This window comes from Bradyrhizobium betae (genome assembly GCF_004123905.1).
GTDB lineage: Bacteria > Pseudomonadota > Alphaproteobacteria > Rhizobiales > Xanthobacteraceae > Bradyrhizobium > Bradyrhizobium betae_A.
Genome location: NZ_MZXW01000016.1, coordinates 767,970 through 792,801 on the forward strand (window position 1 = coordinate 767,970; position 24,832 = coordinate 792,801).

General features: G+C 64.4%; 24 protein-coding genes and 1 pseudogene. 9 read left to right on the forward strand and 16 right to left on the reverse strand.

The window, feature by feature from the left end; all coding sequences use genetic code 11:
* Position 1 precedes the first annotated feature (1 nt).
* From modC to mepA, 5 genes are all read right to left on the reverse strand, one after another.
* Positions 2-664 carry a molybdenum ABC transporter ATP-binding protein gene (gene modC, locus B5V03_RS13875; protein ID WP_129270848.1) on the reverse strand — a complete coding sequence of 221 codons (663 nt, stop codon included), beginning with the start codon at positions 662-664 and terminating at the stop codon, positions 2-4.
* Positions 665-666: 2 nt separating this feature from the next.
* Complete coding sequence (modB, locus tag B5V03_RS13880; protein ID WP_129270849.1) at positions 667-1,362, reverse strand: molybdate ABC transporter permease subunit; 696 nt, start codon at positions 1,360-1,362, stop codon at positions 667-669.
* Between the two features lie 6 nt (positions 1,363-1,368).
* Entirely contained in the window at positions 1,369-2,154 is a 786-nt protein-coding gene (gene modA / locus B5V03_RS13885) for a molybdate ABC transporter substrate-binding protein (RefSeq protein ID WP_129270850.1), read from the reverse strand.
* A 195-nt stretch (positions 2,155-2,349) separates the two neighbouring features.
* Positions 2,350-2,856, reverse strand: a complete 507-nt coding sequence (locus B5V03_RS13890; protein WP_164987986.1) for a hypothetical protein — start codon at positions 2,854-2,856, stop codon at positions 2,350-2,352.
* A gap of 154 nt (positions 2,857-3,010) precedes the next feature.
* Positions 3,011-3,955 carry a penicillin-insensitive murein endopeptidase gene (gene mepA, locus B5V03_RS13895; protein WP_129270852.1) on the reverse strand — a complete coding sequence of 315 codons (945 nt, stop codon included), beginning with the start codon at positions 3,953-3,955 and terminating at the stop codon, positions 3,011-3,013.
* Positions 3,956-4,456: 501 nt separating this feature from the next.
* Between mepA and B5V03_RS13900 the strand changes: the two genes are divergently transcribed.
* The gene (locus B5V03_RS13900) at positions 4,457-6,619 is read left to right on the forward strand and encodes an EAL domain-containing protein (RefSeq protein WP_129270853.1); all 2,163 of its coding nucleotides are present in this window, start codon (positions 4,457-4,459) and stop codon (positions 6,617-6,619) included.
* Between the two features lie 95 nt (positions 6,620-6,714).
* Here B5V03_RS13900 and B5V03_RS13905 read toward each other — a convergent pair whose 3' ends face one another.
* Together B5V03_RS13905 and B5V03_RS13910 are read right to left on the reverse strand one after the other, a co-directional pair.
* A complete protein-coding gene (locus B5V03_RS13905; RefSeq protein ID WP_164987987.1) occupies positions 6,715-7,869 on the reverse strand; it encodes an acyl-CoA dehydrogenase family protein in 1,155 nt (384 codons plus the stop codon).
* Positions 7,870-7,962: 93 nt separating this feature from the next.
* Complete coding sequence (locus B5V03_RS13910) at positions 7,963-8,418, reverse strand: GNAT family N-acetyltransferase (protein ID WP_129270855.1); 456 nt, start codon at positions 8,416-8,418, stop codon at positions 7,963-7,965.
* A 79-nt stretch (positions 8,419-8,497) separates the two neighbouring features.
* Here B5V03_RS13910 and B5V03_RS13915 point away from each other — a divergent pair, with 79 nt between their 5' ends.
* The 3 genes from B5V03_RS13915 to B5V03_RS13925 all read left to right on the forward strand — a co-directional run bounded on the left by B5V03_RS13915 (position 8,498) and on the right by B5V03_RS13925 (position 11,984).
* Positions 8,498-10,108: an amidase family protein gene (locus tag B5V03_RS13915; protein WP_129270856.1), complete on the forward strand. Its 1,611-nt coding sequence runs from the start codon at positions 8,498-8,500 to the stop codon at positions 10,106-10,108.
* 289 nt (positions 10,109-10,397) lie between these two features.
* Positions 10,398-11,087, forward strand: a complete 690-nt coding sequence (locus B5V03_RS13920; protein WP_129270857.1) for an aspartate/glutamate racemase family protein — start codon at positions 10,398-10,400, stop codon at positions 11,085-11,087.
* A gap of 153 nt (positions 11,088-11,240) precedes the next feature.
* Positions 11,241-11,984, forward strand: a complete 744-nt coding sequence (locus B5V03_RS13925) for a hypothetical protein (protein ID WP_129270858.1) — start codon at positions 11,241-11,243, stop codon at positions 11,982-11,984.
* 68 nt (positions 11,985-12,052) lie between these two features.
* On the opposite strand, the pseudogene B5V03_RS42290 reads toward B5V03_RS13925, so the two are convergent.
* A pseudogene (locus B5V03_RS42290) lies at positions 12,053-12,443 on the reverse strand (TetR-like C-terminal domain-containing protein); the annotation flags it as partial.
* 3 nt (positions 12,444-12,446) lie between these two features.
* Here B5V03_RS42290 and B5V03_RS13935 point away from each other — a divergent pair.
* The 3 genes from B5V03_RS13935 to B5V03_RS13945 all read left to right on the forward strand — a co-directional run bounded on the left by B5V03_RS13935 (position 12,447) and on the right by B5V03_RS13945 (position 14,924).
* Positions 12,447-12,839 carry a VOC family protein gene (locus tag B5V03_RS13935; protein ID WP_129270859.1) on the forward strand — a complete coding sequence of 131 codons (393 nt, stop codon included), beginning with the start codon at positions 12,447-12,449 and terminating at the stop codon, positions 12,837-12,839.
* Positions 12,840-13,022: 183 nt separating this feature from the next.
* A complete protein-coding gene (locus B5V03_RS13940) occupies positions 13,023-14,363 on the forward strand; it encodes a serine hydrolase domain-containing protein (protein WP_164987988.1) in 1,341 nt (446 codons plus the stop codon).
* A gap of 147 nt (positions 14,364-14,510) precedes the next feature.
* Entirely contained in the window at positions 14,511-14,924 is a 414-nt protein-coding gene (locus B5V03_RS13945; protein ID WP_129270860.1) for an SRPBCC family protein, read from the forward strand.
* Positions 14,925-15,198: 274 nt separating this feature from the next.
* Here the strand turns inward: B5V03_RS13945 and B5V03_RS13950 are convergent, their stop codons facing one another.
* The 3 genes from B5V03_RS13950 to lepA form a co-directional block, all read right to left on the reverse strand.
* A complete protein-coding gene (locus B5V03_RS13950; RefSeq protein ID WP_129270861.1) occupies positions 15,199-15,414 on the reverse strand; it encodes a hypothetical protein in 216 nt (71 codons plus the stop codon).
* Positions 15,415-15,617: 203 nt separating this feature from the next.
* Positions 15,618-15,920 (reverse strand): antibiotic biosynthesis monooxygenase family protein, encoded by a 303-nt coding sequence (locus B5V03_RS13955; RefSeq protein ID WP_129270862.1) that lies wholly within the window; start codon positions 15,918-15,920, stop codon positions 15,618-15,620.
* Between the two features lie 221 nt (positions 15,921-16,141).
* On the reverse strand, positions 16,142-17,953 hold the full coding sequence (lepA, locus tag B5V03_RS13960) for a translation elongation factor 4 (RefSeq protein ID WP_129270863.1): 1,812 nt from the start codon (positions 17,951-17,953) through the stop codon (positions 16,142-16,144).
* Positions 17,954-18,078: 125 nt separating this feature from the next.
* On the opposite strand from lepA, the gene B5V03_RS13965 reads away from it, so the two are divergent.
* Positions 18,079-19,704 carry a glycosyltransferase family 39 protein gene (locus B5V03_RS13965; protein ID WP_129271215.1) on the forward strand — a complete coding sequence of 542 codons (1,626 nt, stop codon included), beginning with the start codon at positions 18,079-18,081 and terminating at the stop codon, positions 19,702-19,704.
* 116 nt (positions 19,705-19,820) lie between these two features.
* On the opposite strand, the gene B5V03_RS13970 is transcribed toward B5V03_RS13965, so the two are convergent.
* The 5 genes from B5V03_RS13970 to B5V03_RS13990 all read right to left on the reverse strand — a co-directional run bounded on the left by B5V03_RS13970 (position 19,821) and on the right by B5V03_RS13990 (position 23,840).
* The gene (locus B5V03_RS13970) at positions 19,821-20,138 is read right to left on the reverse strand and encodes an HPr family phosphocarrier protein (RefSeq protein WP_129270864.1); all 318 of its coding nucleotides are present in this window, start codon (positions 20,136-20,138) and stop codon (positions 19,821-19,823) included.
* Positions 20,135-20,536: a PTS sugar transporter subunit IIA gene (locus B5V03_RS13975; protein WP_007597752.1), complete on the reverse strand. Its 402-nt coding sequence runs from the start codon at positions 20,534-20,536 to the stop codon at positions 20,135-20,137. Before B5V03_RS13975 ends, B5V03_RS13970 begins: the two co-directional genes overlap by 4 nt.
* Before the next feature lie 209 nt (positions 20,537-20,745).
* Positions 20,746-21,225, reverse strand: coding sequence for an HPr kinase/phosphorylase (locus tag B5V03_RS13980; RefSeq protein WP_283811537.1), 480 nt, complete (start codon positions 21,223-21,225; stop codon positions 20,746-20,748).
* Complete coding sequence (locus B5V03_RS13985; RefSeq protein WP_164987989.1) at positions 21,222-23,018, reverse strand: sensor histidine kinase; 1,797 nt, start codon at positions 23,016-23,018, stop codon at positions 21,222-21,224. The genes B5V03_RS13980 and B5V03_RS13985 overlap by 4 nt, the downstream gene beginning before the upstream one ends.
* 120 nt (positions 23,019-23,138) lie before the next feature.
* Positions 23,139-23,840, reverse strand: coding sequence for a response regulator transcription factor (locus B5V03_RS13990; RefSeq protein ID WP_008542552.1), 702 nt, complete (start codon positions 23,838-23,840; stop codon positions 23,139-23,141).
* A gap of 239 nt (positions 23,841-24,079) precedes the next feature.
* On the opposite strand from B5V03_RS13990, the gene B5V03_RS13995 reads away from it, so the two are divergent.
* Positions 24,080-24,829 carry a HugZ family protein gene (locus B5V03_RS13995; RefSeq protein ID WP_129270865.1) on the forward strand — a complete coding sequence of 250 codons (750 nt, stop codon included), beginning with the start codon at positions 24,080-24,082 and terminating at the stop codon, positions 24,827-24,829.
* Positions 24,830-24,832: the final 3 nt, after the last annotated feature.

Below are 24,832 nucleotides of genomic sequence, written 5' to 3' on the forward strand. Positions count from 1 at the left end.
CTCACGTCAGCACCTTCACCCCGCCCAACGACGTCACCCGCCCCTGCTTCAGCATCACGATCTGCGTGGCCAGCTGGCGCAGTTCGGCGACGTCGTGGCTGACATAGACCATGGGAACGTTGGCCTCATCCCGCAGCCGCACAAGGTACGGCAAAATCTCGAGCTTGCGGCCCTCGTCGAGCGCGCCGAGCGGCTCGTCGAGCAGCAACAGGCGCGGCTTCGACAGCAGCGCGCGGCCAAGCGCGACGCGCTGGCGTTCGCCGCCGGAGAGTTTTCCGGGACGGCGGTCGAGAAGAGCGCCGATGTCGAGCAGCTCGACGACGCGCTTGTGCTGGGCCGGGTCGGACGCAAGGCCGTTCATCCGCCTGCCGTAGTCGAGATTCTGCGCGACATTGAGATGCGGAAACAGCCGCGCATCCTGGAACACATAGCCGATGCGGCGGCGCCAGGTCGGCACATGAATGCCGGCCGCGGTGTCGTCGACCGTCTCGCCGTCGATTGCGATGGTGCCGCGGTCGGGCCGCAGCAGCCCTGCGATCATGTTGACCAGCGAGCTCTTGCCGGCGCCGGACGCGCCGAACAGGCCGATGACGCGGCCTTCGCTGCTGAAGGATGCGGAGAGCGAGAATTCGCCGAGCTGTTTTTCGATGTCGACGCGCAGCATGGTCAGTTCCCGTGCAGGCGTTGCGTGGCTCGTCGAGCGAACCATTCGGCGGCGATCAGCGCGCCGAGCGCGAGGACGACCGAGACGATGACAAGTCGTCCCGCCGCGGCGTCGCCGTCGGGCGTCTGGATCAGCGAATAGATCGCGGACGAAATCGTCTGGGTCTCGCCGGGGATGTTGGAGACGAAGGTGATGGTAGCGCCGAACTCGCCGATCGCCTTGGCAAAGCCCAGCACCATGCCGGCGAGCACGCCGGGCAGCGCCAAGGGCAGTGTCACCGTGAAGAACACTTTCCAGGGTGCCGCGCCCAGCGTCTCCGCCGCCTGCTCGAGCCGGCGATCGATCGCCTCGATCGACAGCCGCATCGGCCGCACCAGCAGCGGAAACGACATGATGCCGCAAGCGAGCGCAGCGCCGGTCCAGCGGAATGCGAAGACGATGCCGAGATGGTCGGCGAGAAAAGCGCCGACGAGGCCGCGGCGTCCAAATGTGAGAAGCAGCAGATAGCCGGTGACGACAGGCGGCAGCACCAGCGGCAGATGCACGATTGCGTCGAGCACCGACTTGCCCCAAAAATCCTTGCGGGCGAGCAGCCACGCCAGCGCAATGCCGAACGGCGTTGCGACCAGCGTGGCGATGACGGCGACCCTAAGCGAGAGCAGGATCGCCGTCCATTCGGCGGGAGAAATGTCGAGCACGAAAGATCAGGTGGTCGGGCTGATCAGGAATTTGAAGCCGTATTTTTCCAAAATGGTCTTGGCGGCCGAGGTACGCAGGAAGGCGAGATAGTCATTGGTCTCCGACTTCGCGGTCGTGGTGGCCGCGACCGGATAGATGATCGCGGGATGCGAATCCGCCGGGAACGTGCCGACGATCTTCACGCCGGGCTCGACCTTGGCGTCGGTCGAATAGACGATGCCGAGATTGGCTTCACCACGGGCGACCAGCGTCAGCGCGGCGCGCACGCTCTCGGCCATGGCGAATTTCGGCTCCGCGGCGGTCCAGGCGCCGAGCTTCTCCAGCGCAGCCTTGGCATACTTGCCGGCTGGCACCGACTTGACGTCGCCGGTCGCGACCTTACCGTCGCCGGCGAGCTTTGCGAGGTCAAAACCCTGCGCGATGGTGACGTTGTTGATCGCGGAATCCTTCGGCGCGATCAGCACAATGCTGTTGCCGAGCAGGTTGACTCTGGAAGGCTCGTTGATGGTCTTCTTGGAGATGGCGTAGTCCATCCAGTCGATGTCGGCCGAGACGAACACGTCGGCCGGCGCGCCCTGCTCGATCTGTTTTGCCAATACCGAGCTTGCGGCATAGGAGACGCTGAACTTGATTCCGGTCTTGGCGGTGTAGGCGGCGTCGACCTCGTCGAGCGCGTTCTTCATCGACGCCGCGGCGAACACGGTGATGGTCTTGTCCTCGGCCACGGCAGGCGAGAGGCTTGCGCCCGCGAGGATCACGAAGGCGGTGAAAAGTCCGGCGATACGAATCATGGGTGCGCTCCGTGCGAGTCCGCGCGCACAAAGGCACGCGCAAATCTGGCGTTGGGTTAAGTCAGGTCGCGACGGGCGGAAGCGCTGTTCCACGTGTCCCCGCAGCGGCTTACGGCCGGCAGGGATATCGCTGGCCTCGAAGATAGCAGGCCGGCGCCTCAGGTCAAAGGCGACCGTTTGTCTAGCCAGGCCCGCTCATTGTGCCGGCAGGATCGCGATCGGTAGCGAATTGTCCTTGGCCCCACTGACCTGGAGTACGAAGGGCTGGGCCGACAGCTCGTATTTCATGGTCTTGCGGATGCCGTCGCAATCGGTGGCGCCGCTGAAGGCCACGGGCTTGAGGACATGCCCGTCCTGGACCACGTCCACCCAGGCTCCGGAGGACAGGCTGATCGTGTAGAGGCCCGCCTTGGGCGCCGCCTTGATGCCCGTGAAGCCGGCAAACGTGCCGTCCTTCGGCGCCCGCTCCGGCGGCGAGGGCAGCTTTGCCTCCGCGGGTGCGACCAGTCCCAGCGTGATGGCCGACGAGGGCAGGGCCGCCTGTTCGCTTCCGGTCGAGAGCTTGGCACGATCCGGCGCAGTCAGCGCGGCGCGCTCGCGCTCGATCGGCCATTTGAACTTGTCGCAGCCGCTGGGCTCCTCGGCGGCGAAAGCGGAGGTCGCGCCAAGCGAAAGTGCGGCAAGGAGGGTGAGGATGCGCATGTTAAATCTCATCGTTGGCCACGCGAGGATGCGGGGCTTGCGGTCAGGCTTAGTGAAAGGGATGCGCATCCCCGAATGCCGCGGGCTTACGGCCGCGCGGCAGGGCGATCCTAGCGCATTTCAGAGCGCAGCGACCAGCCGGCTGACGAACTTGTTACGGCTTCGCATCCCCCGCGTGCAGCACCACTTTGCAGGCGGCCGGCATCTGCGCCAGCGTCATTGGCGGCTTTGGCTTCGGCGGCTCGGGCGGCGGCTTCGGGTGCAGCACGGCGTCGCTGAACCAATAGGCGAGATCGGCAGGCTTGCAGCCCTCGTCCTCGGATTGCGACGGCTGTCCTTCGCATTCGCCGGCGCCCGCCGGGCAGCGCATGCGGATGTGGAAGTGATAGTCGTGGCCCCACCATGGCCGGATTTTTGACAGCCAGGAGCGGTCGCCCTTGGCTTCGCGGCACAGCGCCTTCTTGATCGCGGCATTGACGAAGATGCGCTGCACCGCCGGCTCCTGCGCCACATCGCGCAGCACCAGCACATGACCAGGTGTGAACACCTTTGGGTCGATGTCGAGCCGGTCCTGCCGCACCATCATCACCGCCGACATGTCCTCGCGCTCCTCGCGGGAGAGGCGATGATCCGGCATCGGCGTCAGCCAGATGTCGGCATCGAGCCCGATCTGGTGGCTGGCGTGGCCTGACAGCGCCGGCCCGCCACGCGGCTGGCCGATGTCGCCGACAAGGATGCCGGGCCAGCCGGCGTCCTTGTTCGCCTTGGCCGCGAGCCGCTTGATCAGCGCGATCATGTCGGGGTGGCCGAAATTGCGGTTACGCGACAGCCGCATCACCTGCCAATGGTCGCCGTTGAGCGGCATCTGCATGGCGCCGCCGATGCAGCCCTTGGTGTAGGAGCCGATGACATGCGCCGGCCCCGTCGAGGGCAGCAGCTTTCGTGCGAACAGCTCCCTGGCGCCGATCGTGGGATCATTGGGATTGGCGAGCGGCGGCAGCGGTTTTGCGTTCACGCTGCCCTTGTCCTGGGCCAGCGCGTCGCCGGCGGCCAGGAGCGTCATGACGAGCAGGAGAGGGGCGATGCGGCGGGGACTCATGCTGACATCCTTATAGCCCAACACCGCGTCAGGGTTAAGAATTAGGGTCCGGCGCGAGGGCGCGCGCAACACGACGATCCATACTTCGAACTAACTGGTCCAAAAGTCGTAGATTTTACTGGGACCGGCCGCATTTTTAACGGCGCGATAACCGTATCCTGCGTTGACCAAAATTCGTGCGCGGAGTGAGGGATATCCGCAGGCCGCATGCAATCGCGCGCGATCGAGGAAATGATTCAAGCGAGCGCGCAATTTTGCGCCATTGCACTCTCCCATTGCGACGACGAAGCAGGTTTGCTGCGCCCATCGGGGTTCTTGCGCCTCGCAAACAGGCACAGATGCCTGACACACGAGAGCCGCGGTGCTGGCCGTCCCGCGGTCCGACCGGCGAAGATTACTTTTTTTTCAGACACTTGCTCCAAGACTTGCGGCTGCAGGGCGCGACTGGGACATGTGAAGTTGAGTTTGGGGTCTCGAAAACCAAGAAAGCGAAAGCAAGACGTGCTTGCCGGCCACCGGCCGCGCAAGCCGCGATTCGCGCGCGCGCCGCATCCGCCGGTCGACCATGACGAACTCGTGCAGAGCCGCGCCGAAGCCGAAGCGGCCATCACTGAGGCGCGCAAATCGCATGAGCGGCTGCGCCAGGCCGTCGATCTGCTGCCGCAGGGCATCGTGATTCTCGACCCCGAAGGCCGCTACGTCCTCTGGAACAAGCAATATTCGGAAATCTACAGCAAGACCGCCGATCTGTTCGCGGAAGGCGCGCGCCTGGAAGATACGCTGCGCGTCGGCGTCGCCCGCGGCGACTATCCGGAAGCCGCAGGCCATGAGGAAGAATGGATCGCCCAGCGGCTGAAGAAGCTTTACGAGCCCGGCAAGCGCCATGAGCAGACGCTGTCGGACGGCCGCGTCATCCTGATCGAGGAACGCCGCACCGATGACGGCGGCGTGGTCGGCCTGCGCGTCGACATCACCGAGTTGAAGCAGCGCGAGGCCTCGTTCCGCCTGCTGTTCGACGGCAATCCCGTGCCGATGATCGTCTGCGCGCTGGACGACGAACGCATCCTCGGTGTCAACGACGCCGCGATCGCGCATTACGGCTATAGCCGTGCCGAGTTCGAGAAGCTGAAGATCCGCAGCTTGCAGGCCTTCGAGAGCGAGCCGCCCTGGACCACTGACCGCTCCAGCGACGAGCAGGCCGGCCGCACCTGGAAGCACGTCAAGGCCGACGGTGCGCTGATCGATCTCGCGATCTATTCCCGCGAACTGACCTATGCCGAGCGGCCCGCGGTGCTGCTCGCGCTGATGGACATCACCGAGCGCAAGCGCGCCGAGGCGCGGCTCGCCTTCATGGCCCAGCATGACGGATTGACCGGCCTGCCGAATCGCAATCTGCTGCGCCAGCAGGTCGACGAGATGCTGCAGCACGGCCGGCGCAGCTCGGACAAGGTCGCGCTGCTGATGCTGGGGCTCGACAATTTCAAGTCGGTCAACGACACGCTGGGACACGCGGTCGGCGACAAGCTGCTGCGCGGCGTTGCCAAGCGCCTGCGCTCGACCTTGCGCGAGGACGACGCGCTGGCGCGGCTGAATTCTGACGAGTTCGCGATCGTGCAGTGTGGCCTGACGCGTCCCGAGGATGCGGTGCTGCTGGCAAAACGCCTGCTGGAGGCCATCGCCGATCCCTATCTGCTTGACGGTCATTCCGTGGTGATCGGCGCCTCCATCGGCATTGCGATGGCGCCGGCCGACGGCGACGAGTCCGAAAAGCTGCTCAAGAACGCCGACATGGCGCTGTCGCGCGCCAAGCTGGATGCGCGCGGCACTTTTGCATTTTTCGAGGCCGCGCTCGATGCGAAGGCGCAGAGCCGCCGCAAGATCGAGGTCGAGCTGCGCGACGCGATCCAGAACGACGTGCTGCGGCCCTATTACCAGCCGCTGGTCGACCTCCAGAGCGGCCGCATCACCGGTTTCGAGGCGCTGGTGCGCTGGCCGCACGCTGAGCGCGGCATGGTCTCGCCGGCCGAGTTCATTCCGGTCGCCGAGGAAACGGGGCTGATCAACCCGGTCGGCGGGCTGATGCTGCGCCGGGCCTGCCTCGATGCGGTGACCTGGCCCGACGACGTCCGCGTGGCCGTCAATCTGTCGCCGCTCCAGTTCCGCAGCGGCAATCTGCTCTCGGTGGTGACGGACGCGCTGAAGCATTCCGGCCTGCCGGCGCGCCGGCTCGAGCTCGAGATCACCGAGACGCTGCTGCTGGAGAAAAGCGCGCAGGTGCTGGCGACGCTGCATGCGCTACGCGCGCTCGGCGTCCGGATCTCGATGGACGATTTCGGCACCGGCTATTCCAGCCTCAGTTACTTACGCAGCTTCCCGTTCGACAAGATCAAGATCGACCAGTCCTTCGTGCGCGATCTCGGCGCCAATCGCGAGGCCCAGGCGATCATCCGCTCCATCGTCAGCCTCGGCAAGGGCTTAGGGGTCATCATCACCGCCGAGGGCGTTGAGACCGAAGCCGAGCTGAGCTGCCTCCGCGCTGAAGGCTGCGACGAAGGCCAGGGCTTTCTGTTCAGCAAGGCGAGGCCGAACGCGGAGATCATCAGCCTGCTGGCCGCGCAACGCGGGATCGACGGGGACGAAGAAGACGCCGCGCTGGTGGCGTGATTTCGTACCTCACCCCCTCACCCCAACCCTCCCAGCGCGAGCGAACTCGTCGCGGCCCCGTAAGAACGGGCGAGGGAGCGCAGCACCGTTGGCGCTCAGCGTGCCTTCGCGAGAATCATCTTCCCGACGTCCTCGTAATGCGTGTCGCGCGCCTGGATCTGCTGCGCGATGGCGTGCATGTCGCGGAACCGGCGCTCGAACGGATTGCTGCGGAACACCGCGGTCGCGCCGGCCATGTGATAAGCCGCGTCGACCACTTTTGCCGATTGATGGATGGTCCAGGTCGCGGCCAGTCGCACCGCGCCCCGATGCGCCGCGCTGAACTCGCCAGTCGCGACGAGGTCGCGCCACATCGCATTCGCGGTCGCATAGAGATAGGCGCGGGCGGCGCGCAGATCGCCCTCGGTGCGGCCGATCAGGCCGTGAATCGCCTGGTTGTCGCGCATGGCGCTCGCCGCCAGCGATTGATGTTTTCCGCGCGACAACGCAATCGCGGCATCCAGCGTGGCGCGCGCGACGCCCAGCGAGACCGCGGCAAAGCCGAGGCTGAAGGTCGAGCCGGTGCCTATCCTGTAGAGCGGGCCTTTCTCGACCAGCGCATGCGGCACGTCGCGGAACGCGGTGAAGCGCTCGGGGATGAAGAGGTCGGCGACGTCATACGAATCCGTGCCGGTGCCTGCGAGCCCGATCGCTTGCCACACATCATGCAACGTCGCGCTTGCAACCGGAAACAGGATGGTGCGAACCTCCGCCGATCCGTCGGCATTCTTGCGCGGCGTCCCGTCGCTACCGACGATGCGGACATGCGCCCCGAGCCAGCTCGCCTGCCGCGAGCCCGAGGCAAAATCCCACCGCGCCGTGACGCGATAGCCGCCCTCGACTGCGCGCGCCTCATGTGCGATCGCGCCCCAGGCGAGGATGCCGGGGCCTGCGTTGAAGATCTCCTGCGCGGTGTCGTGATCGAGCGAGGCTGCGATCATCGCGCAGACGCTGCATTGGCCAAGACACCAGGCCGTAGAGGCATCCGCCTTGGCGATCTCCTCCAGCATCTGCATAAAATGTTCCGGCGCGGCCTCGGCGCCGCCAAGGCTCTGCGGCAGCAGCGCGCGATAAAGCCCGTTCTCGACCAACGCAGTCACGACCACAGGCGTCAGCCGCCGCATCCGCTCGATCTCGTCCGCCTCGCGCGCAATCAGCGGCGCGATGGCGCGGGCCCGCTCGACCAGGCCAAGTTCGGGAGTTGCGTTCATGCGCGTTTCCTCGCCCATTCTTGGTGTGAGCGGTGACGGGCGCGATGGTCGTCTATTTAGCGGAGAGGATCAAGGTGGCATCCGGGCCACGGACTATTCACCGAGCAACCGCTCCATGATGATCGTGCGTTCGTCACCATGATAGCTGTCGCGCACGGCATTGAATCCGAGCTTTGCATAGAAAGTCTCCGCGGTGACCGACGAAGGCACCGTCAACGCGGCAATGCTCCGCTCGCGCGCCGTCCGCCCGATCTCGGCCATCAGCAGCCGGCCGATCCCGCGGCCCTGAACATCCGGAGCCACGAACACCGTGCGGATGACGCTTCCGTCGAGGCTTGCCGTTCCAACGACGCCGCGGCCAAGGGTGGCGACGAAGACGGTGCGTTTTGCGATCAGCGCCCGCACGGCGTCCGGGCTGAAGCTGCGCTCGACCCTTTCGATGATCTCGCCCGTATAGTCCTTCGCATTCGTTTCGCGCAACGCACGCAGGATCACCGTGCTGATGTCGGCGGCGTCATCGGCAAGCGCAGGCCGGATGGTGCAGTCCATTGGTCGCTCCCGAGCGGCTTGTCCTACGATCGGCGGAAATGCTACGTTTCGTAGCACATATCCATCCACGAGGCACGCGATGAAGACGCCAACCGGCCGCGCCGCGGCGCCGCCCGAGCTGAAGCTCGAGGACGCGCCCATGACCGACATCATCGATGCCCTGGCCGCCGGGCGTGTCACCGCGACGGCGCTGACCAAAGCCTATCTCGCGCGGATCGAAGCCTGTGACCGCAACGGCCACAAGCTCAATTCCGTACGCGCGCTCAACCCCGACGCGCTTGCGATCGCGGGCAAGCTCGACGGCACCAGGCCCTCGGCCAAACGGCCGCTGGCCGGCGTTCCCATTCTGCTGAAGGACAACATTGCCACCGGCGATAGGCAGCCGACCACGGCAGGCTCGCTGGCGCTGGAGGGGGCGCGCGCGAGGCGCGACGCCACGGTCGTCAAGCTGCTGCGCAAGGCTGGTGCGGTCATCCTCGGCAAGGCCAATTTGACCGAGTTCGCCAACATCCTCGCGATCGAGATGCCCTCGGGCTATTCCTCGCTGGGAGGCCAGGTGAAGAATCCCTTTGTGCCGGCGCTGCTGAACGAACACGGCATCCCGCTCGTGGATCCCGGTGGATCGAGCTCGGGTTCGGCGGTGGCCGTGGCGGCAGGCCTGTGCGCGGCCTCGATCGGCACCGAAACCTCGGGCTCGCTGCTGCATCCTGCCAGCCGCAATGGCATCGTCACCGTGAAGCCGACAGTCGGACTGATCAGCCGCGCCGGCATCATGCCGATCGCGCACAGCCAGGACACGGCGGGACCGATGACGCGCACCGTGCGGGATGCGGCGATGCTGCTGAACGTGCTGGCCGCCGGCGACCCACGCGATCCCATGACGGAGCGGCAGCGCAGGCCGGCCGATTACACGGCCGACCTCGCACGCGATGCGATGAAGGGGACGCGCATCGGCGTACCGAGCGATCCCGCCGATCCGCTGAACGATTGCTATTACGGCAAGCTGCCACCAGATGGGGCCAGGCTGATGGCCGACGTCATCAAGGTGCTGGAGGATCTCGGCGCCGTCATCGTGCGCGCCAACATGCCGACGCGTGGCTGGATTGCCGGGCCCGGCACCGGCATGGCGGTGCTCAACCGCAATCCGCTCAGCCGCAACAAGGGCAATCCGACCGGCTCGCCGGTCGTCTTCCTCTACGAGCTGAAATACGGTCTCAATCTCTATTTGAAGGATTGGGCGACCAATACCGACATCAAGACCATGGCCGACATCGTGGCCTTCAATGCTGCGAATGCGGAGAGGGCGCTCCGGTTTGGCCAGGACCTGTTCCTCGCCGCCGCCCTCACCAGAGGCGACCTGAGCGAGCGCGAATACAAATCGGCACGCGCCATGGATCTGCTCTCCGCCAGGACGCACGGCATGGATGCCTATATGAATCAGCACAGGCTGGACGCCGTTCTGTTTCCCGGCGCGACCGGCGCGGCAATTGCAGCCAAGGCCGGCTATCCCAGCGTCATGGTGCCGGCCGGCTTCGTCTCGGGGATCGACGGCAAGGACACGCCCGACTATCCGCTCGGCCTCACCTTCGCCGGCCGTGCCTGGAGCGAGCACAAGCTGCTGCGTCTGGCCTATGCCTACGAGCAGGCGTCGAACATGCGCAAGGCCCCGCCCGGTTTGCCGGCGCTCTAGATTTCAAAATTCTTACCGAGGCCATCGGCGGATCCTCAGCCACCACCCGAAGATCGCAACGGCGAAACTCCATCCCCGTCACCCTGAGGTGCTCGCCTCTTCGGCGAGCCTCGAAGGGCGACGGCCCGGCTGCATCTCGGCCGTTCATCCTTCGAGGCTCAGCTTGCGATGCCTTGCATCGCAAGCTTCTCGCCTCAGGATGACGGAGTGACAGGTGTGATCGATGCGACATGGCCAGCCTCGACCTCTTCGTCTACGATCCGGTCGAACCATTTGTGGAGCCGCCGGAATGCGAACCATTGGCCTGATTGGAGGCATGAGCTGGGAGAGCACTGCGCTCTATTACAAGCTCATCAACGAGCGCGTCCGCGACCGGATGGGGCAACTGCATTCAGCCCCGCTGCTGCTGTATTCCTACGATTTTCAGGCGATCAAGGAGATGCAATATGCCGGCCGCTGGGACGAGGCGGCGAACAGCCTCGCGGAGGTCGCGCGGCGCCTCGAAAGCGCCGGCGCGCGTGCGATCGTGCTCTGCACCAACACCATGCACAAGCTGGCGCCCGACATCGTGTCGAACGTGACCATCCCCTTCATCCACATCGGCGACGCAACGGCAGAGCGCATCCGGTCCAAAGGCTACCGGCGGGTCGGGCTGCTCGGCACCAAGTTCACGATGGAGGAAGATTTCTACATCGACCGGCTGCGCGCGCATGATCTCGACGTCCTGGTTCCTCCCGCCGACGCCCGCGCCGAAGTGAACCGCATCATCTATGATGAGCTGTGTCTTGGAGTCGTCTCGGCCCCCTCGCGCCGCCGCTATCAGGAGGTGATGGCCGCGCTCGTCGCTGCCGGCGCGGAGTGCATCATCCTCGGCTGCACCGAGATCACGATGCTGGTCGGCGCGGAAGACACGTCAGTCGAGACCTTCGACACGACGGCCATTCACGCCGAGACAGCGGCGGATTTTGCGATTGGGTGATCGCGGTCTCGGTGGAGGCGACCACCTCATCCCGCGGGCCGGCCTTGGCCGGGCGTCTCGAAGGACGGTCCGCGAACCTTGACGGCGTTGGCTGCGACCAACAACCGCCATCGTCACGAACGGGGCCGCATAACGCGCCGGTTGAGGTTGCCCATGCCGATCATCAGAATCCTCCTCGTCCTTCTCGCACTCGCGTCACCGGCGCTTGCGCAGGACGGCGCGCATGATGCGGCCGCTGCGCGCGAGGCCGCGCAGGCTTTCCGGGTCTATGTGGATGGCGTAGCCAAAAAGGGCGGGCGGCCCGACCTGACCCGGCCCGAGGTCGCAGTACTGCTCGGCCACGTGTTCAATCTCGACGCCCTCGCGGCGCTGCCCCCCGCGCAGGCCAGCGACATGAACTGGCTGATGGACTGGACCGACGCCGCCAACGCGACCCACAAGCTGTTCATCCTTTACGGATCGAGGCCGCCGCAGCCCGATCTTGTCGCGCTCCAGCGCAACATGACCGAGTACGGTGACCAGTACGCGGTGGCGATCAGCTTCATGATCCGCGGCATGGCGCGCGAGGCGGTTGCGGGCCAGTTGTTCTGGGCGGGCCTTCCGCCGGAGCAGCGCACCCGTATCCGCGAGGAGGGGATGACGGGCTTCCGCAAGAACAGCGCCACATACATCCTGACCACGGTCTGCGCGGCGATCCAGGGCGCAAGCAAGCCCGAGAACGCCCGCCTGGTGGCCGCCGCCATCCGCGACACAAGCGATGTCTGGGCGAGCTTCCTGCTGCCGCAGGACCGGGCCCGCGTGATCGCAGAGCTCGCCGACCTCCCGCATTGGGCCCCGGACGAGACGGCACGCGCGGATCTCGCCGCCTTCACGGCGGCGCTGCGGGCGGTGAATTGAGCTACGCCTTTCGATCTGCGATGGCGACGCTTCGTCGAAGCCCCAAGGCGGCCATGAAACAAAGGGTATCAGCCGCGTGCCGGCGAACTGTGTCCGGACATGACGATCGCCCGAACAACCAGCGCGATGCGCTTGTCCCGCGCCGCGGGCCTGATTCGCCCTGAACGTTCCAGTTCAGCGAGCCCATGAAGCGCCGCCCAGAATGTCTCGGTGACGACAGCGACATCGTCGCAAAAACGGCGTGACGACAGCCGCCAGCGCTTCGAAAGCAGCCTGTAGCTCCGGTCTGCTTCCAGCTTCCGCGAACCGCAGATCCGTCGGGAGTTTCTCGTTGGTCGCGGAGGGCCGCTGGTCAACCTTGACGAGTGCCTCAAAAAGGACAAACATGGCCTCATAGAGGGCAGGGTGACTTGGCCCGAAGGCGAGATAGGCCATCGCCACATTCTTGAGAGCGATGCGACCATGCGGCAGCACATCGGATACGTGTCTGTTCTTGTTCGCGATTACGATGAAGCCATTGCCTACTTCATCGAACGGCTGGGCTTTGGTCTGGTTGAGGACACGAACCTGGGCAACGGCAAGAGGTGGGTCTTGATCGCGCCACCGGGCTCCGTGGAGACCCGCATCCTCCTGGCGAAAGCGGCTACGCCAAATCAAACGCAGCACATCGGGAATCAAACCGGCGGGCGCGTGTTCCTCTTCCTGCACACCGACGATTTCTGGCGCGACTATGAAGCCTACCGCTCGAAAGGCGTGCTGTTCCGGGAGGAGCCGCGCGTCGAGCCGTACGGGACCGTTGCTGTCTTCGTTGATCTCTACGGAAATCGCTGGGACCTCCTGCAGCTGACGCGATAGCTCGCAGCATGGGCAGCCCGTAGGATGGGTAGAGCGAGAGCGAAACCCATCAAGGCCTTGCTCGGTGACGAAACCTGATGGTTTTCGCAAGGGCTCACCCCATCCTGCGCGCTGGGCGCACGCTGACACCGTCTACCCGTCATGATAGCATGCCTCTCGTCACCGGCCTGCGAGGTTGTTCTCATGAGCGCGCACACAGGAACGTGCGAGGAGGCAAGTTCAATGAGATGGGGAGCACTTTGCAGGCCGCGCGGTTGCCGCAGGCTTTTCATGGCTGTCACTTTCGCCGCTGCGGTCTCGGCACCTCTCGCATGCGCACAGGATGGTGGAAGCTCTCCTCGCGAGCCGGGGCCGGTCTTTTCGGATAGCGGCCCCGATGCCGAACTCTACGGCGCGGCCTCCGGTTATCCGGTCGGCACGCGCGGGACCACCACCCAGCTTGACAAGCTCGTCGGGGTCTACAGCCATTTTGGCGAGATCTACCCCTCGCGCGCGGTCAGCCGCGCGACGGCGCCCTGGCAATTCAAACGCGCGCCAGAGCCATCAATCACGTACAGTTTTGGCGCCGAACGGCTGAGCATCGCGGACTACCTCAAGCGTAACCCGGTAACGGGGCTCCTGATCGCCAGGGGCGACACCATCCTGTACGAGCACTATCAATATTCGCGGACCGACCACGATCGCTTTCTCTCGCAGTCCATGGCGAAGACGCTGGTGGCCATGCTGGTCGGGGTCGCGGTCTCGGAGGGACGGATCAAGTCGATCGACGACCTCGTCTCAACCTATGTCCCCGGCCTTGCAGGAGCGGAATATGGAAACACATCCATCCGGGCCTTGCTGAACATGTCTTCGGGCGTCGAATTCTCGGAAGTCTATGATGGGCACGACGACATCGCCCGGCTCGGGCGGGCCCTGTTCGTCGATGAGCCAAAAGATCCCGCCGCCATCGTCGCGCAATTCAATACCCGAACCGCACCGCAGGGGACCCGATGGCACTATGCAAGCGTTGAAACCGAGATACTCGGCCTGGTCCTGCGCTCCGCCACGGCCATTCCGGTTGCCGACTATCTACACGACCGGATCTGGGACGCCATCGGCACCGAAGCGGATGCGTCGTGGGCGATAGACGGTAGCGGGCAAGAGATTGCCTTTTGCTGCTTCAACGCCACCTTGCGCGACTATGCGCGCCTGGCCCGGTTGCTCGCAAACGACGGCGCCTGGGAAGGTCGGCAATTGATCCCCCGGCAGTGGCTGCTCGATGCCACGACCGTCCGACCAGGCGATGGCCATCTCGCTCCGGGCGTGGCCACACCCTATTTCGGCTACGGCTATCAGGTGTGGCTCCTCCCCGGCGAGCAGCGCAGATTTGCGCTGCTTGGCATCCGCGGTCAGGTCATCCTGGTCGATCCGGCCTCCAAGCTCGTCATGGTGCACACCGCCGTTCACCAGAAGCCGTCCGAGCCGGGCGGCCTCAGGGAGCCGCTCGCGTTGTGGTTCGCCGTGCTTCAACAGCTCGGACAATGATGGTCTGACGGCGCCTTGAATCCCCAAAAATTTGCGACGACCATGTCGGCGCCGCCGGGGTTCGATCGTCCTTGGTTACAATCCCCGGAAGTTCCGCGGATGTGGTGTCGTCACCCCGACTGCAAGAATTGAACTGGAGCAATGCCCATGAGGATCACCGTCGAAACCAACGTAGCAGCCCCCATCGATCAGGTCTGGCGTGCCTATACGACGCCTGCCGACATCGTGAAATGGAACGCCGCGTCGGACGACTGGCACACGACCAAGGTGACGGTCGACCTGCGGGAAGGTGGCGTCTTCTCGTCTCGCATGGAGGCCAAGGACGGCAGCATGGGCTTTGACTTCGCCGGTACTTATACGACGATCGTCGAACACAAGCTGATCGAATATTCATTCGGCGATCGCAAGGCCGAGGTCGAGTTCGTGCCCAGCCCGAAGGGCGTTGTCGTCCGCGTCGTCTTCGACAGCGAGCCGACGCACTCGGTCGAGCAGCAGCAGGGCGGCTGGCAGGCGATCCTCGACAATTTCAAAAGATATGTGGAAGCGAAGCGCGCATCGTGACGGCTTGTAGCGCGATTTGTCACTCTGCCGTGACAGCGATCTATTCCGTCGCGATCAAGCGCTTCGCTCTACCCATCCTACGCGCGCTATAGCGACGCCTCTAAGCATGGCTGTGGACCGGGGTTGAACGATGCTGTGAAAGTTCAAAACGGCCCCAGCCGCAGGATGGGGTAACAGCCGGGGCCGGCATTCCCATTCCAAGGTGCCGCAATCGGCGGTGGGCGGCACTCACCAAGTTAGGCACACAGAAGCTAACAAACTATTTTGTTTGCAGTCACTCCGCAGGCGCTGCGGCCGGTTGTGGGATACTACGCGCTCGATGAAGCGGTGAGCGAACCAAGCAACGGTCGAAATGATCGAGCGCCGTATCATTGGCCAGATGCTCCCAATATTCAGCTTCGGCGAGCAGTTTCCAGCTTCGATCAGGATGACGCGCGGCTGTCTGACGGCACAACACTGCCATCGCGCGCAGGCGACCCGCAGTATCCATGTACTCCTCCCTTTATTCTTGTTGATTGCAGCCTATTTTCTTTTTTTGCGTTGGAGTCATTACGATTATGACGCTGAACTAATTTTCAGCCCTGAAGAGCGATTCGATTTCGTTACACCTTCAAATCGCGTTTCGGGCACAACTGGCGCAATCTGTAGAGGCCGTACCGCCCGACGCGTTTGCCCGTACGCTTCGGTTCTGATTCAATCAGAACCGATAATGCTCGAGACGTCCGCCATCCGGAGCAATTCCATCTTCGCAGATGATTTTTCCAGCAGCCCGGCTTGGCTCATACGCCGTGGGTCGTTCCGGTAATTTTGAAAGTCCGTTTCGGATGCGAAGCTGACGATGTGCATCTCGATGGTGCCATCCGGATTGCGGAGACGACGCTCCAGGCATCCGTTGAACTCAGGTAACAACGGCAGGGCGGCATCCTCGTAAGCTCGAAACGCTTCGACGCTTTCTGGAGGTATCCGGGCCATGAGCACAAACGTGACGGGGGTCATTTGATGAGACATCACCGTCTGCCGACTGCACCCGTTGCCATGATGACATCATGCCCCTGTTTTGCCCGACGGGTCAATCAGGATTCGTAAAATCGGAAAATCCAGCGCCGCCAGGCTGTTGGCTACTGTGCATGGGGTTGTTTTCGCGTTCGTGTCGTCCGGTCACAAACATCCCGGATCGGACCCATCGCTTCATGCCCGAAGCGACCCGAGTCTTCGCCTCAGCTATCCACCTTCAGCGCGGCAATGAAAGCTTCCTGCGGGATGTCGACCTTGCCGAACTGCCGCATCTTCTTCTTGCCTTCCTTCTGCTTCTCCAGAAGCTTGCGCTTACGCGTGATGTCGCCGCCGTAGCACTTTGCGGTGACGTCCTTGCGCAGCGCGCGGACGGTTTCGCGCGCGATCACCTTGCCGCCGATCGCCGCCTGGATCGGGATCTGGAACATGTGCGGCGGGATCAGCTCCTTCATCTTCTCGACCATGGCGCGGCCACGCCCTTCGGCGCGGGTGCGATGGACCAGCATGGAGAGCGCATCGACCGGCTCGTTGTTGACCAGGATCTGCATCTTGACGAGATCCGCGGGCTTGTAGTCGGTGAGATGATAGTCGAACGAGGCGTAGCCTTTGGAGACCGACTTGAGCCGATCGTAGAAATCGAACACGACCTCGTTGAGCGGCAGGTCGTATTTCACCATCGCGCGCGAGCCGACATAAGTCAGCTCCTTCTGCGAGCCGCGGCGCTCCTGGCACAGTTTTAAAACGCTGCCGAGATAATCGTCGGGCGTGAGGATCGTGGCCTCGATCCAGGGCTCCTCGATCTCGGCGATCTTGACCACGTCGGGCATGTCGATCGGATTGTGGATCTCGATCTCGGTGCCATCGTTGAGCTTCATCCTGTAGATGACGCTCGGCGCGGTCGCGATCAGGTTGAGATCGAACTCGCGCGAGAGACGCTCCTGGATGATCTCCAGGTGCAGCAGGCCGAGGAAGCCGCAGCGGAAGCCGAAGCCGAGCGCGGCGGATGTTTCCATCTCGAACGAGAAGCTGGCGTCGTTGAGACGCAGCTTGCCCATCGCGGCGCGCAGCGTCTCGAAATCGTCGGCATCGACCGGGAACAGGCCGCAGAACACGACGGGGATCGCCGGCTTGAAGCCCGGCAGCATGTCGGTGACCGGCTTGCGGTCGTCGGTGATGGTGTCGCCGACGCGGGTGTCGGCGACTTCCTTGATCGCGGCGGTGATGAAGCCGATCTCGCCGGGGCCAAGCTCGTCGACCTGTGTCATCTTCGGCGTGAAGAAGCCGACGCGCTCGACGTCGTAGGCCGCACCCGTGCCCATCATGCGAACGCGGCTGCCCTTCTTCATGACGCCGTCGACGACGCGGATCAGCACGACGACGCCGAGATAGACGTCGTACCAGCTGTCGACCAGCAGCGCCTTCAGGGTCGCATCGCGATCGCCCTTCGGCGGCGGCAGGCGGGTGACGATGGCTTCCAGCACGTCAGGCACGCCGAGGCCGGTCTTGGCCGAGATCATCACCGCGTCAGAGGCATCGATGCCGATGACGTCCTCGATCTGCTGCTTGATCTTCTCGGGCTCGGCCGCGGGAAGATCGACCTTGTTCAGGACCGGGACGATCTCGTGATTGTTGTCGAGCGCCTGGTAGACGTTGGCGAGCGTCTGCGCTTCGACGCCCTGGCTGGCGTCGACCACCAGCAGGGAACCCTCGCACGCCGCCAGCGACCGCGAGACTTCGTAGGCGAAGTCGACATGGCCGGGCGTGTCCATCAGGTTGAAGATGTAATCCTTGCCGTCCTTGGCGCGGTAGGCGAGGCGCACCGTCTGCGCCTTGATGGTGATGCCGCGCTCGCGCTCGATGTCCATGGAATCGAGCACCTGCTCCTTGCCCGCCATTTCGCGGTCGGAGAGGCCGCCGGTCATCTGGATCAGACGGTCGGCCAGCGTCGATTTGCCATGGTCGATATGGGCGACGATGGAGAAATTGCGGATGTTCGAAATGGGGACGGTCGTCATGGGCGCGGGATACCACTCACATCCCCGTGCGGCAACCATATTGCTGTATTTTCAGGGCCTTTCTTCACGCCAAGCTGATTCCACGACGGCCCAAAACGCGCTACGCAGCGGCCATGTCCAGGCCGATGTCCACCACCTCGATCCCCTCCGCCCGAGCACGCGTAAGAACCCGGGTGCGCTTTGACCGTTTCCGGGCCTGGCTAATTGCCAGTGCAACCCGGCCCGAGGCGCGCCTCTGGCTGGTGATCCAGCTCGCCATCCTGCATGCGGTGCTCTGGACCTTCATCCTGATCAATCTGAAGGCGGCGCAGGACGTTCACATGGACGTCGCAGAAGCCTGGGGCTGGGGCCAGAAATTCCTGTGGGGCTACGGCAAGCACCCGCCGCTGTCGGGCTGGGTCGCCGGCCTCTGGTTCACAGTGTTCCCGGCGACGGATTGGGCGACCTATGCGCTCGCAATGGCGACGGTCGGCGTCGGCATGGTGATCTGCTGGCTGCTTGCACTGCGCGTGGTGGACGCGCGCCGCGCCTTCCTGGTCGTGGTGATGATCGCGCTCTACCCAATCTTCAATTTCAAGGGTTTCAAGTACAATCCGGACCTGCTCCAGCTGGTCACGCTGCCGCTGCTCGTGCTCGCTTATCTCAACGCCTTCGAGAAGCGGAGCTGGCAATCTGGAGTCTTGCTCGGGCTCGCCGGCGCGCTGGCGCTGATGACCAAATATTGGGTGCTGACCATGATCGGCGCGATCGGCCTTGCCGCGCTGATCCATCCGGATCGGATGAGATTCCTGTCGTCGCCGGCGCCGTGGGTGGCGGTCGCGACGATGGTGGTGGCGATGATCCCGCACATCGTCTGGCTGGCGGACGTGCATTTCGTGCCGCTGACCTATGCCGGCGACACCTACAGCCTCGAGGACGCCGGCTTCGTGCATCAGCTCGTGGCCGGCTACGTCCTGCACAATATCGCGCTGCTGGCGCTGCCGGTGGCGCTCGCCGCGCTCGCCATGGCGCTGGTGCCGCCGTGGTTGTCGCTGCTGCTGCGCGCGCCCTTGCGCATCGTCACGCGCGCCTGGGCGCGCGGTCCCAATATGGGCGTCAATGTCTCGCAGGCGCTGAATGTCTGGATCATCCAGATCATCGTCGCATTCGGCCCGCCGCTCGGCGCGCTGGTGTTCAGCATCTACATGAAGACCGATTGGGGCATCTCGCTGTTCTTCCTGGCGCCCTTGGCGCTGGTCGCGATCCCCGCGCTGCGGGTGCAGAGCGCGGTGCTGTTCAACATCGTCGCGATCTGGCTCGTGCTCAGCGTGGCCACGCTCATAGCCTCGCCCTGGATCGCCGCGCGCGAGATGGCGGCGAATGCCGGCAACACCGCGACCTATGGCGCGCGGTCGGAGCTTGCACGAGAGCTGACGCAGGCCTGGCACGCGCGCTTTGCCTCGCGCTGGGCCGTCGTCGCCGGCACGATGGAGTCGATCCAGCCGATGGTGTTCTACAGCCCGGATCATCCGGCGGCACTCGTTCCGATCGAAGCCTGGGATTCCGGCCTGACCTCGCGCGATGACGCCAGGAAGTATGGCTTCATCGGCGTGTTCGATCCGACCGATGGCCGCCTGCCGGCGTTCGAGAAATGGGTGTCGGAAGTGGCGCCGAATGCCGAGCGCATCGTGATGACGACGCGCCGCTTCACCCACGGCAAGGCCGGCCCGTCGATGAGCTGGAACATCTACATCGCAGGCCCGGCGAAATAGCCGAGCTGCCGTAGGGTGGGCAAAGCGAAGCGTGCCCACGACGTTTAACGATTGTAGAAAGGTCGTGGGCACGGCGCGTTGCGCCTTTGCCCGCCCCACGGCACTGAACGTGTGGCTCAGACCCCTTCCTCGTTGAACTTGCTTTCAACGAGTTCCGTGATCGCCGCGAGTGCGGCATCAGCTTCAGCACCAGCTGCAGCGACCGTGATCGTCGTGCCCGGTCCTGCCGCCAGCATCATCAGGCCCATGATCGAGGTGCCGCCGACGGTCTCGCCGCCGCGCGTCACCCACACTTGCGCGTTGAAGCGCTCGACCGCCTGGACGAATTTCGCCGAAGCCCGCGCGTGCAGGCCGCGCTTGTTGATGATCAGGAGTTCTTTGGAGATCGCGCCCGCGGGCACGCCGGTTCCGGCTTGCGGCGCGTCGTCGCTCATTTGCCGGCGAGTACACGGCTGGCGATGGTGACGTATTTGCGGCCCGCTTCCTGTGCCATCGCGATCGCATCGGGCAGTGGACGCTCTTCACGAACCTTCGCGAGCTTCACCAGCATGGGCAGGTTGATGCCCGCGAGCACCTCGACCTTCGGTCGGCTCATGCAGGATATTGCAAGGTTCGACGGCGTGCCGCCGAACATGTCGGTGAGGATCGCTACCCCATCGCCGGAATCGACGCGGTTAACCGCCTCGATGATGTCGCTTCGGCAGAGATCGGAATCGTCTTCGGCACCGATCGTGATCGCTTCGATTTGCTTTTGTGGGCCCATGACATGTTCAAGCGCTGCCTTGAATTCGTCGGCAAGGCGCCCGTGGGTCACAAGTACTAGACCAATCATCGGAAAAACTCCTCGCGGGCGCTTTTGGTGCACCGCACGAACGCGCCACTTTGACCATCCAGAGCCCCCGCGCAAGAGGGGATGTTGCGTATCTCCCTGAATCTAGACGGATGGATGAGGGGAGCTGCGCCGGTCTATTCGGTCGCGATAGTGGGGGTCATATGGTTACAATTTCCCTTCAAACAATCGCCTGAGGGCTTAGCAGAAGGTTAACTCTTGGTAGTGGTCAAGGCCGCGACAACCAAGGGGAGGGGCGAATAGTCGCGTCCGACCGGGATTCGCGGTATTTCGACACCGAAAATGCTTGTTTTCAGAGATTCGGCCGGCGGCAGCCGTTCGGCGTCCGCGGCGTCCAGATCGACCACGAGACCGACGGTCGCATGCTCCGCAAAGTCGCAGCGGCGGATTCCCAAGCCCCGAATCTCGATCAGGCCGGCCAGCGCGGGCGCTGGGCGGACCTCAATTTCATTGCCGACTGTCGCCAGATGGACACGGTCATCACCGACCAGAACGGCCCTTTCGACCATTCCTGACCGCCCCGCCATGATCAAATCGAAGGCAAGGCGCGACTTGCCGGAGCCCGAGGGCCCTCGGATCAGCACGGCCATTTGTCCGACCTTGACCGCGGAGGCGTGCACGCTGGGCCCGGCTTCGTTCAAGCGGCCGTCGTTCAAGCGGCCTTGGCTCATAGCGCCGGCAGCCTCACCACGAAGCGCGCGCCCGAGACCGTCGCGAGGCCCTCGTCGTCCGGGGGCCCAGCGCGGTTCTCGGCCCAGATGCGTCCGCCATGGGCATCGACGATCTGCTTCGAGATCGAAAGCCCGAGGCCGGAGTTCTGGCCAAAGCCTTGATGCGGACGGTCGGTGTAGAAGCGCTCGAAGATGCGATCCAGCGCGTCATCGCGAATGCCGGGACCGTCGTCGTCGACCACGATCTCGATCTCTCCGCGCACGCGGCGGCAAATGAGGCGGACCTTGCTGCCGGCTTCCGAGAAGGACTGCGCGTTGGAGAGCAGGTTCGAGACCACCTGTCCCAGCCGTGAATCGTGGCCGGTCACGGCGAAATTGTCGTTCGCCCCGCGTCCCTCGAAGCGCGCCTCGACCGCGACGTCGTGGCCGAGCTTGGTCTCGTTCGCGACCGAGACCAGCGTGCCCAGCAGGCGACGTAGATCGACCGGGACCGCGTCCTGCCGTTGCAGCTCGGCATCGAGCCGGCTGGCATCCGAAATGTCCGAGATCAGGCGGTCGAGCCGCTTGACGTCATGCTCGATCACCTCGAGCAGGCGCGCGCGGCTGTTCTCGTTGCGCGCCAGCGGCAAGGTTTCGACCGCGGAGCGCAGCGAGGTCAGCGGGTTCTTCAGCTCGTGGGCGACGTCGGCGGCGAACATCTCGATCGCCTCGATGCGGCTGTAGAGCGCGTTGGTCATGTCGCGCAGCGCGCCGGACAGATGCCCGATCTCGTCGCGACGGCGGGTGAAGTCGGGAATCTCGACGCGGGTCTTGATGCGGCGGCGGACGCGCTCGGCGCTGTCGGCAAGCCGGCGCACCGGACCCGCGATCGTGCTCGCAAGCAGCAGCGACAGCATGATCATGACCGCGGCGGCGACGCCGCCGACCTTGAGGATGGCGAGGCGCTCGGCCGTCACCATCTGGTCGATCTCGTCGCCCTGGGTCGACAGCATCAGCGCACCGTGGATGGCGCGCGAGCGCAGCACAGGGACCGCGACGGAGACGATCACCTCGCCGCGTGAATTGACCCGCACCATCGAGCGCTTCTGGCCCTGGAGCGCATCGCCCACTTCCGCATAGCCATTGCCGTTCTCGCGCCCGAGTTCGCGATAGAGCGGCAGGTCGCCGCGGTTCAGCCAGGTGCGGACCGCGACCATGCCGCGCTCGACCAGGCCCGGTTGCAGCGACGGCGGCGGCAGCGGGAAGGTCAGCACGTTGTCGAGGTCGCGGCTGTCGAGCAGCAGCGTCCCGTTGGGATCGAAGATCCGCGCGCGGGTCTTGGTCGGCGAGATCAGCGTGCGCAGCACCGGCGCCACGCGCTCCGGATTGATCGGGAAATCGAGCGAATCGTCCGTCCCGCCATAGCTGTCGCCTGTCTTGAGGTCGAGCAGGCGGTCGGGGTCGATGGTAATGGCGTTGGTCTGCACGGTTGCGGAGGCCGCGATCGCGCCCGCGATGATCTCGGCCTGCACCAGCAGGCTCTGCGCGCGCGCGTCGATCAGGCCGGCGCGGAACTGCGACAGATACAGGATGCTCGCGACCAGCGCGACGAGGCCCGCTAGGTTGAGCGAGACGATGCGGCGGGTCAGGCTCGAGAAGGACAGCGCGAAGAAGAACTGCCCGGCGCGCTTGAGCCAGTTCAGCGGCCGCCAGCCTTGCGCAGCCGGCTTGTCACCGGCGACGTGCTCCAGAGCGCCGTCGGATACGATGTCCCCGGCGTTCTGGTTCTCGTCAGGCTGCGTTCGGTCAAGCAATGCTCACGCCCGCGTTAGGACATCTCGTGCGAAGGGTCCCCGCATCCTAGAGCTATCCGGGTCGTGACGGAATCAGAACCGGATGCTCTCAGTCGTTCTTTCGTGAAAGCGCCTTGCGCCTCAGGCTTCCTTGAAGCGGTAGCCGACGCCGTAGAGCGTCTCGATCATCTCGAACTCGTTGTCGACCACCTTGAACTTCTTGCGCAGCCGCTTGATGTGGCTGTCGATGGTGCGGTCATCGACATAGACCTGGTCGTCATAGGCGGCGTCCATCAGCGCGTTGCGGCTCTTCACCACGCCGGGCCGGGTCGCGAGTGCCTGGAGGATCAGGAATTCGGTGACGGTCAGCGTCACCGGCTCGTTCTTCCAGGTGCAGGTATGGCGTTCCGGATCCATGCGCAGCAGGCCGCGGTCGAGCGCCTTGGCATCGTTCTCCTTCGGCGCGACGGTCGGGTCCTTCGGCGCCGAGCGGCGCAGCACGGCCTTGACGCGCTCGACCAAAAGGCGCTGCGAGAACGGTTTGCGGATGAAGTCGTCCGCGCCCATCTTGAGGCCGAACAATTCGTCGATCTCTTCGTCCTTGGAGGTCAGGAAGATCACCGGCAGGTCGGACTTCTGCCTGAGACGGCGCAGCGTCTCCATGCCGTCCATGCGCGGCATCTTGATGTCGAGGATGGCGAGATCGGGCTGGGTGGTGCGGAAACCGTCGAGCGCGGAGGCGCCGTCGGTGTAGGTCATGATGCGATAGCCTTCGGCCTCCAGCGCGATCGAGACGGATGTTAGAATGTTGCGGTCGTCGTCGACCAAAGCGATTGTGGGCATGAGCCTCTGCTTTCTGCTGTCCGTTTGGGTCGTGGCTTAAACGGCGAGCAATCCACTGATGCGCCGCATAGATGGGTGCCGAATTGGCGTTCGAACCTTGTCACCGAGCAATGCAAGCTGGGCTGAAGTGTGACCAAGTTCCACGAAAGGCGGCAGATTCGCCGCATCTCGACCCATAACCGGGCCCTCGTTTACCCGAAAAAAGGCCCTCCATGCAACCACCTGAGCCGAGAAAGCCAATGCAACCGACCCCTGATTTCGACCCCGGCAAGCTCGCCAAATCGCTGCTGCGGCGGTCGCGGCAGGGGGCTCTCGCAACATTGATGGTGGGCTCCGGCGATCCCTATTGTTCCCCGGTCAATCTGGCGAGCCATCCGGATGGCTCGCCGATCCTGCTGATTTCAGGCCTGGCCGTGCACACCAAAAATATCCTGGCGGATGGCCGGGTGTCCCTGATGCTGGACGAGCGCGCCGCCGGCGATCCGCTGGAGGGCGCCCGGATCATGCTGTCCGGCCGGGCGGAACAGGCCGACCCCGAGAAGGAGCTGCTCCACCGGAGGTATCTCAATGCCCATCCGTCGGCGGAAGCCTTTGTTTCATTTAAGGACTTTTCGTTCTTCAGGATCCGGCCAACGGGAACCCATCTGGTGGCGGGCTTCGGCCGCATCGTCGATCTCAAGCCCGAGCAGTTCCTGACCGACCTTGCCGGCGCTGAGGATTTGCTGGCGGCCGAGGCGGGGGCCGTGGAGCACATGAACGCCGACCACCGCGATGCCATGGGCCTCTACGCAACCAGGCTGCTGGGCGCGGCCGCGGGCGACTGGCGCTGCACCGGCTGCGACCCCGAAGGCCTCGACATGCAGGACGGCCAGACCGCGCTTCGGCTGGACTTCCCGGAGCGGGTGACCAACGGCATGGCGCTGCGCAAGATGCTGGTCCGCCTCGCTGGCGAGGCCCGCGCGAAGGTGGACGAGCCGCGTCGGGATTGAACG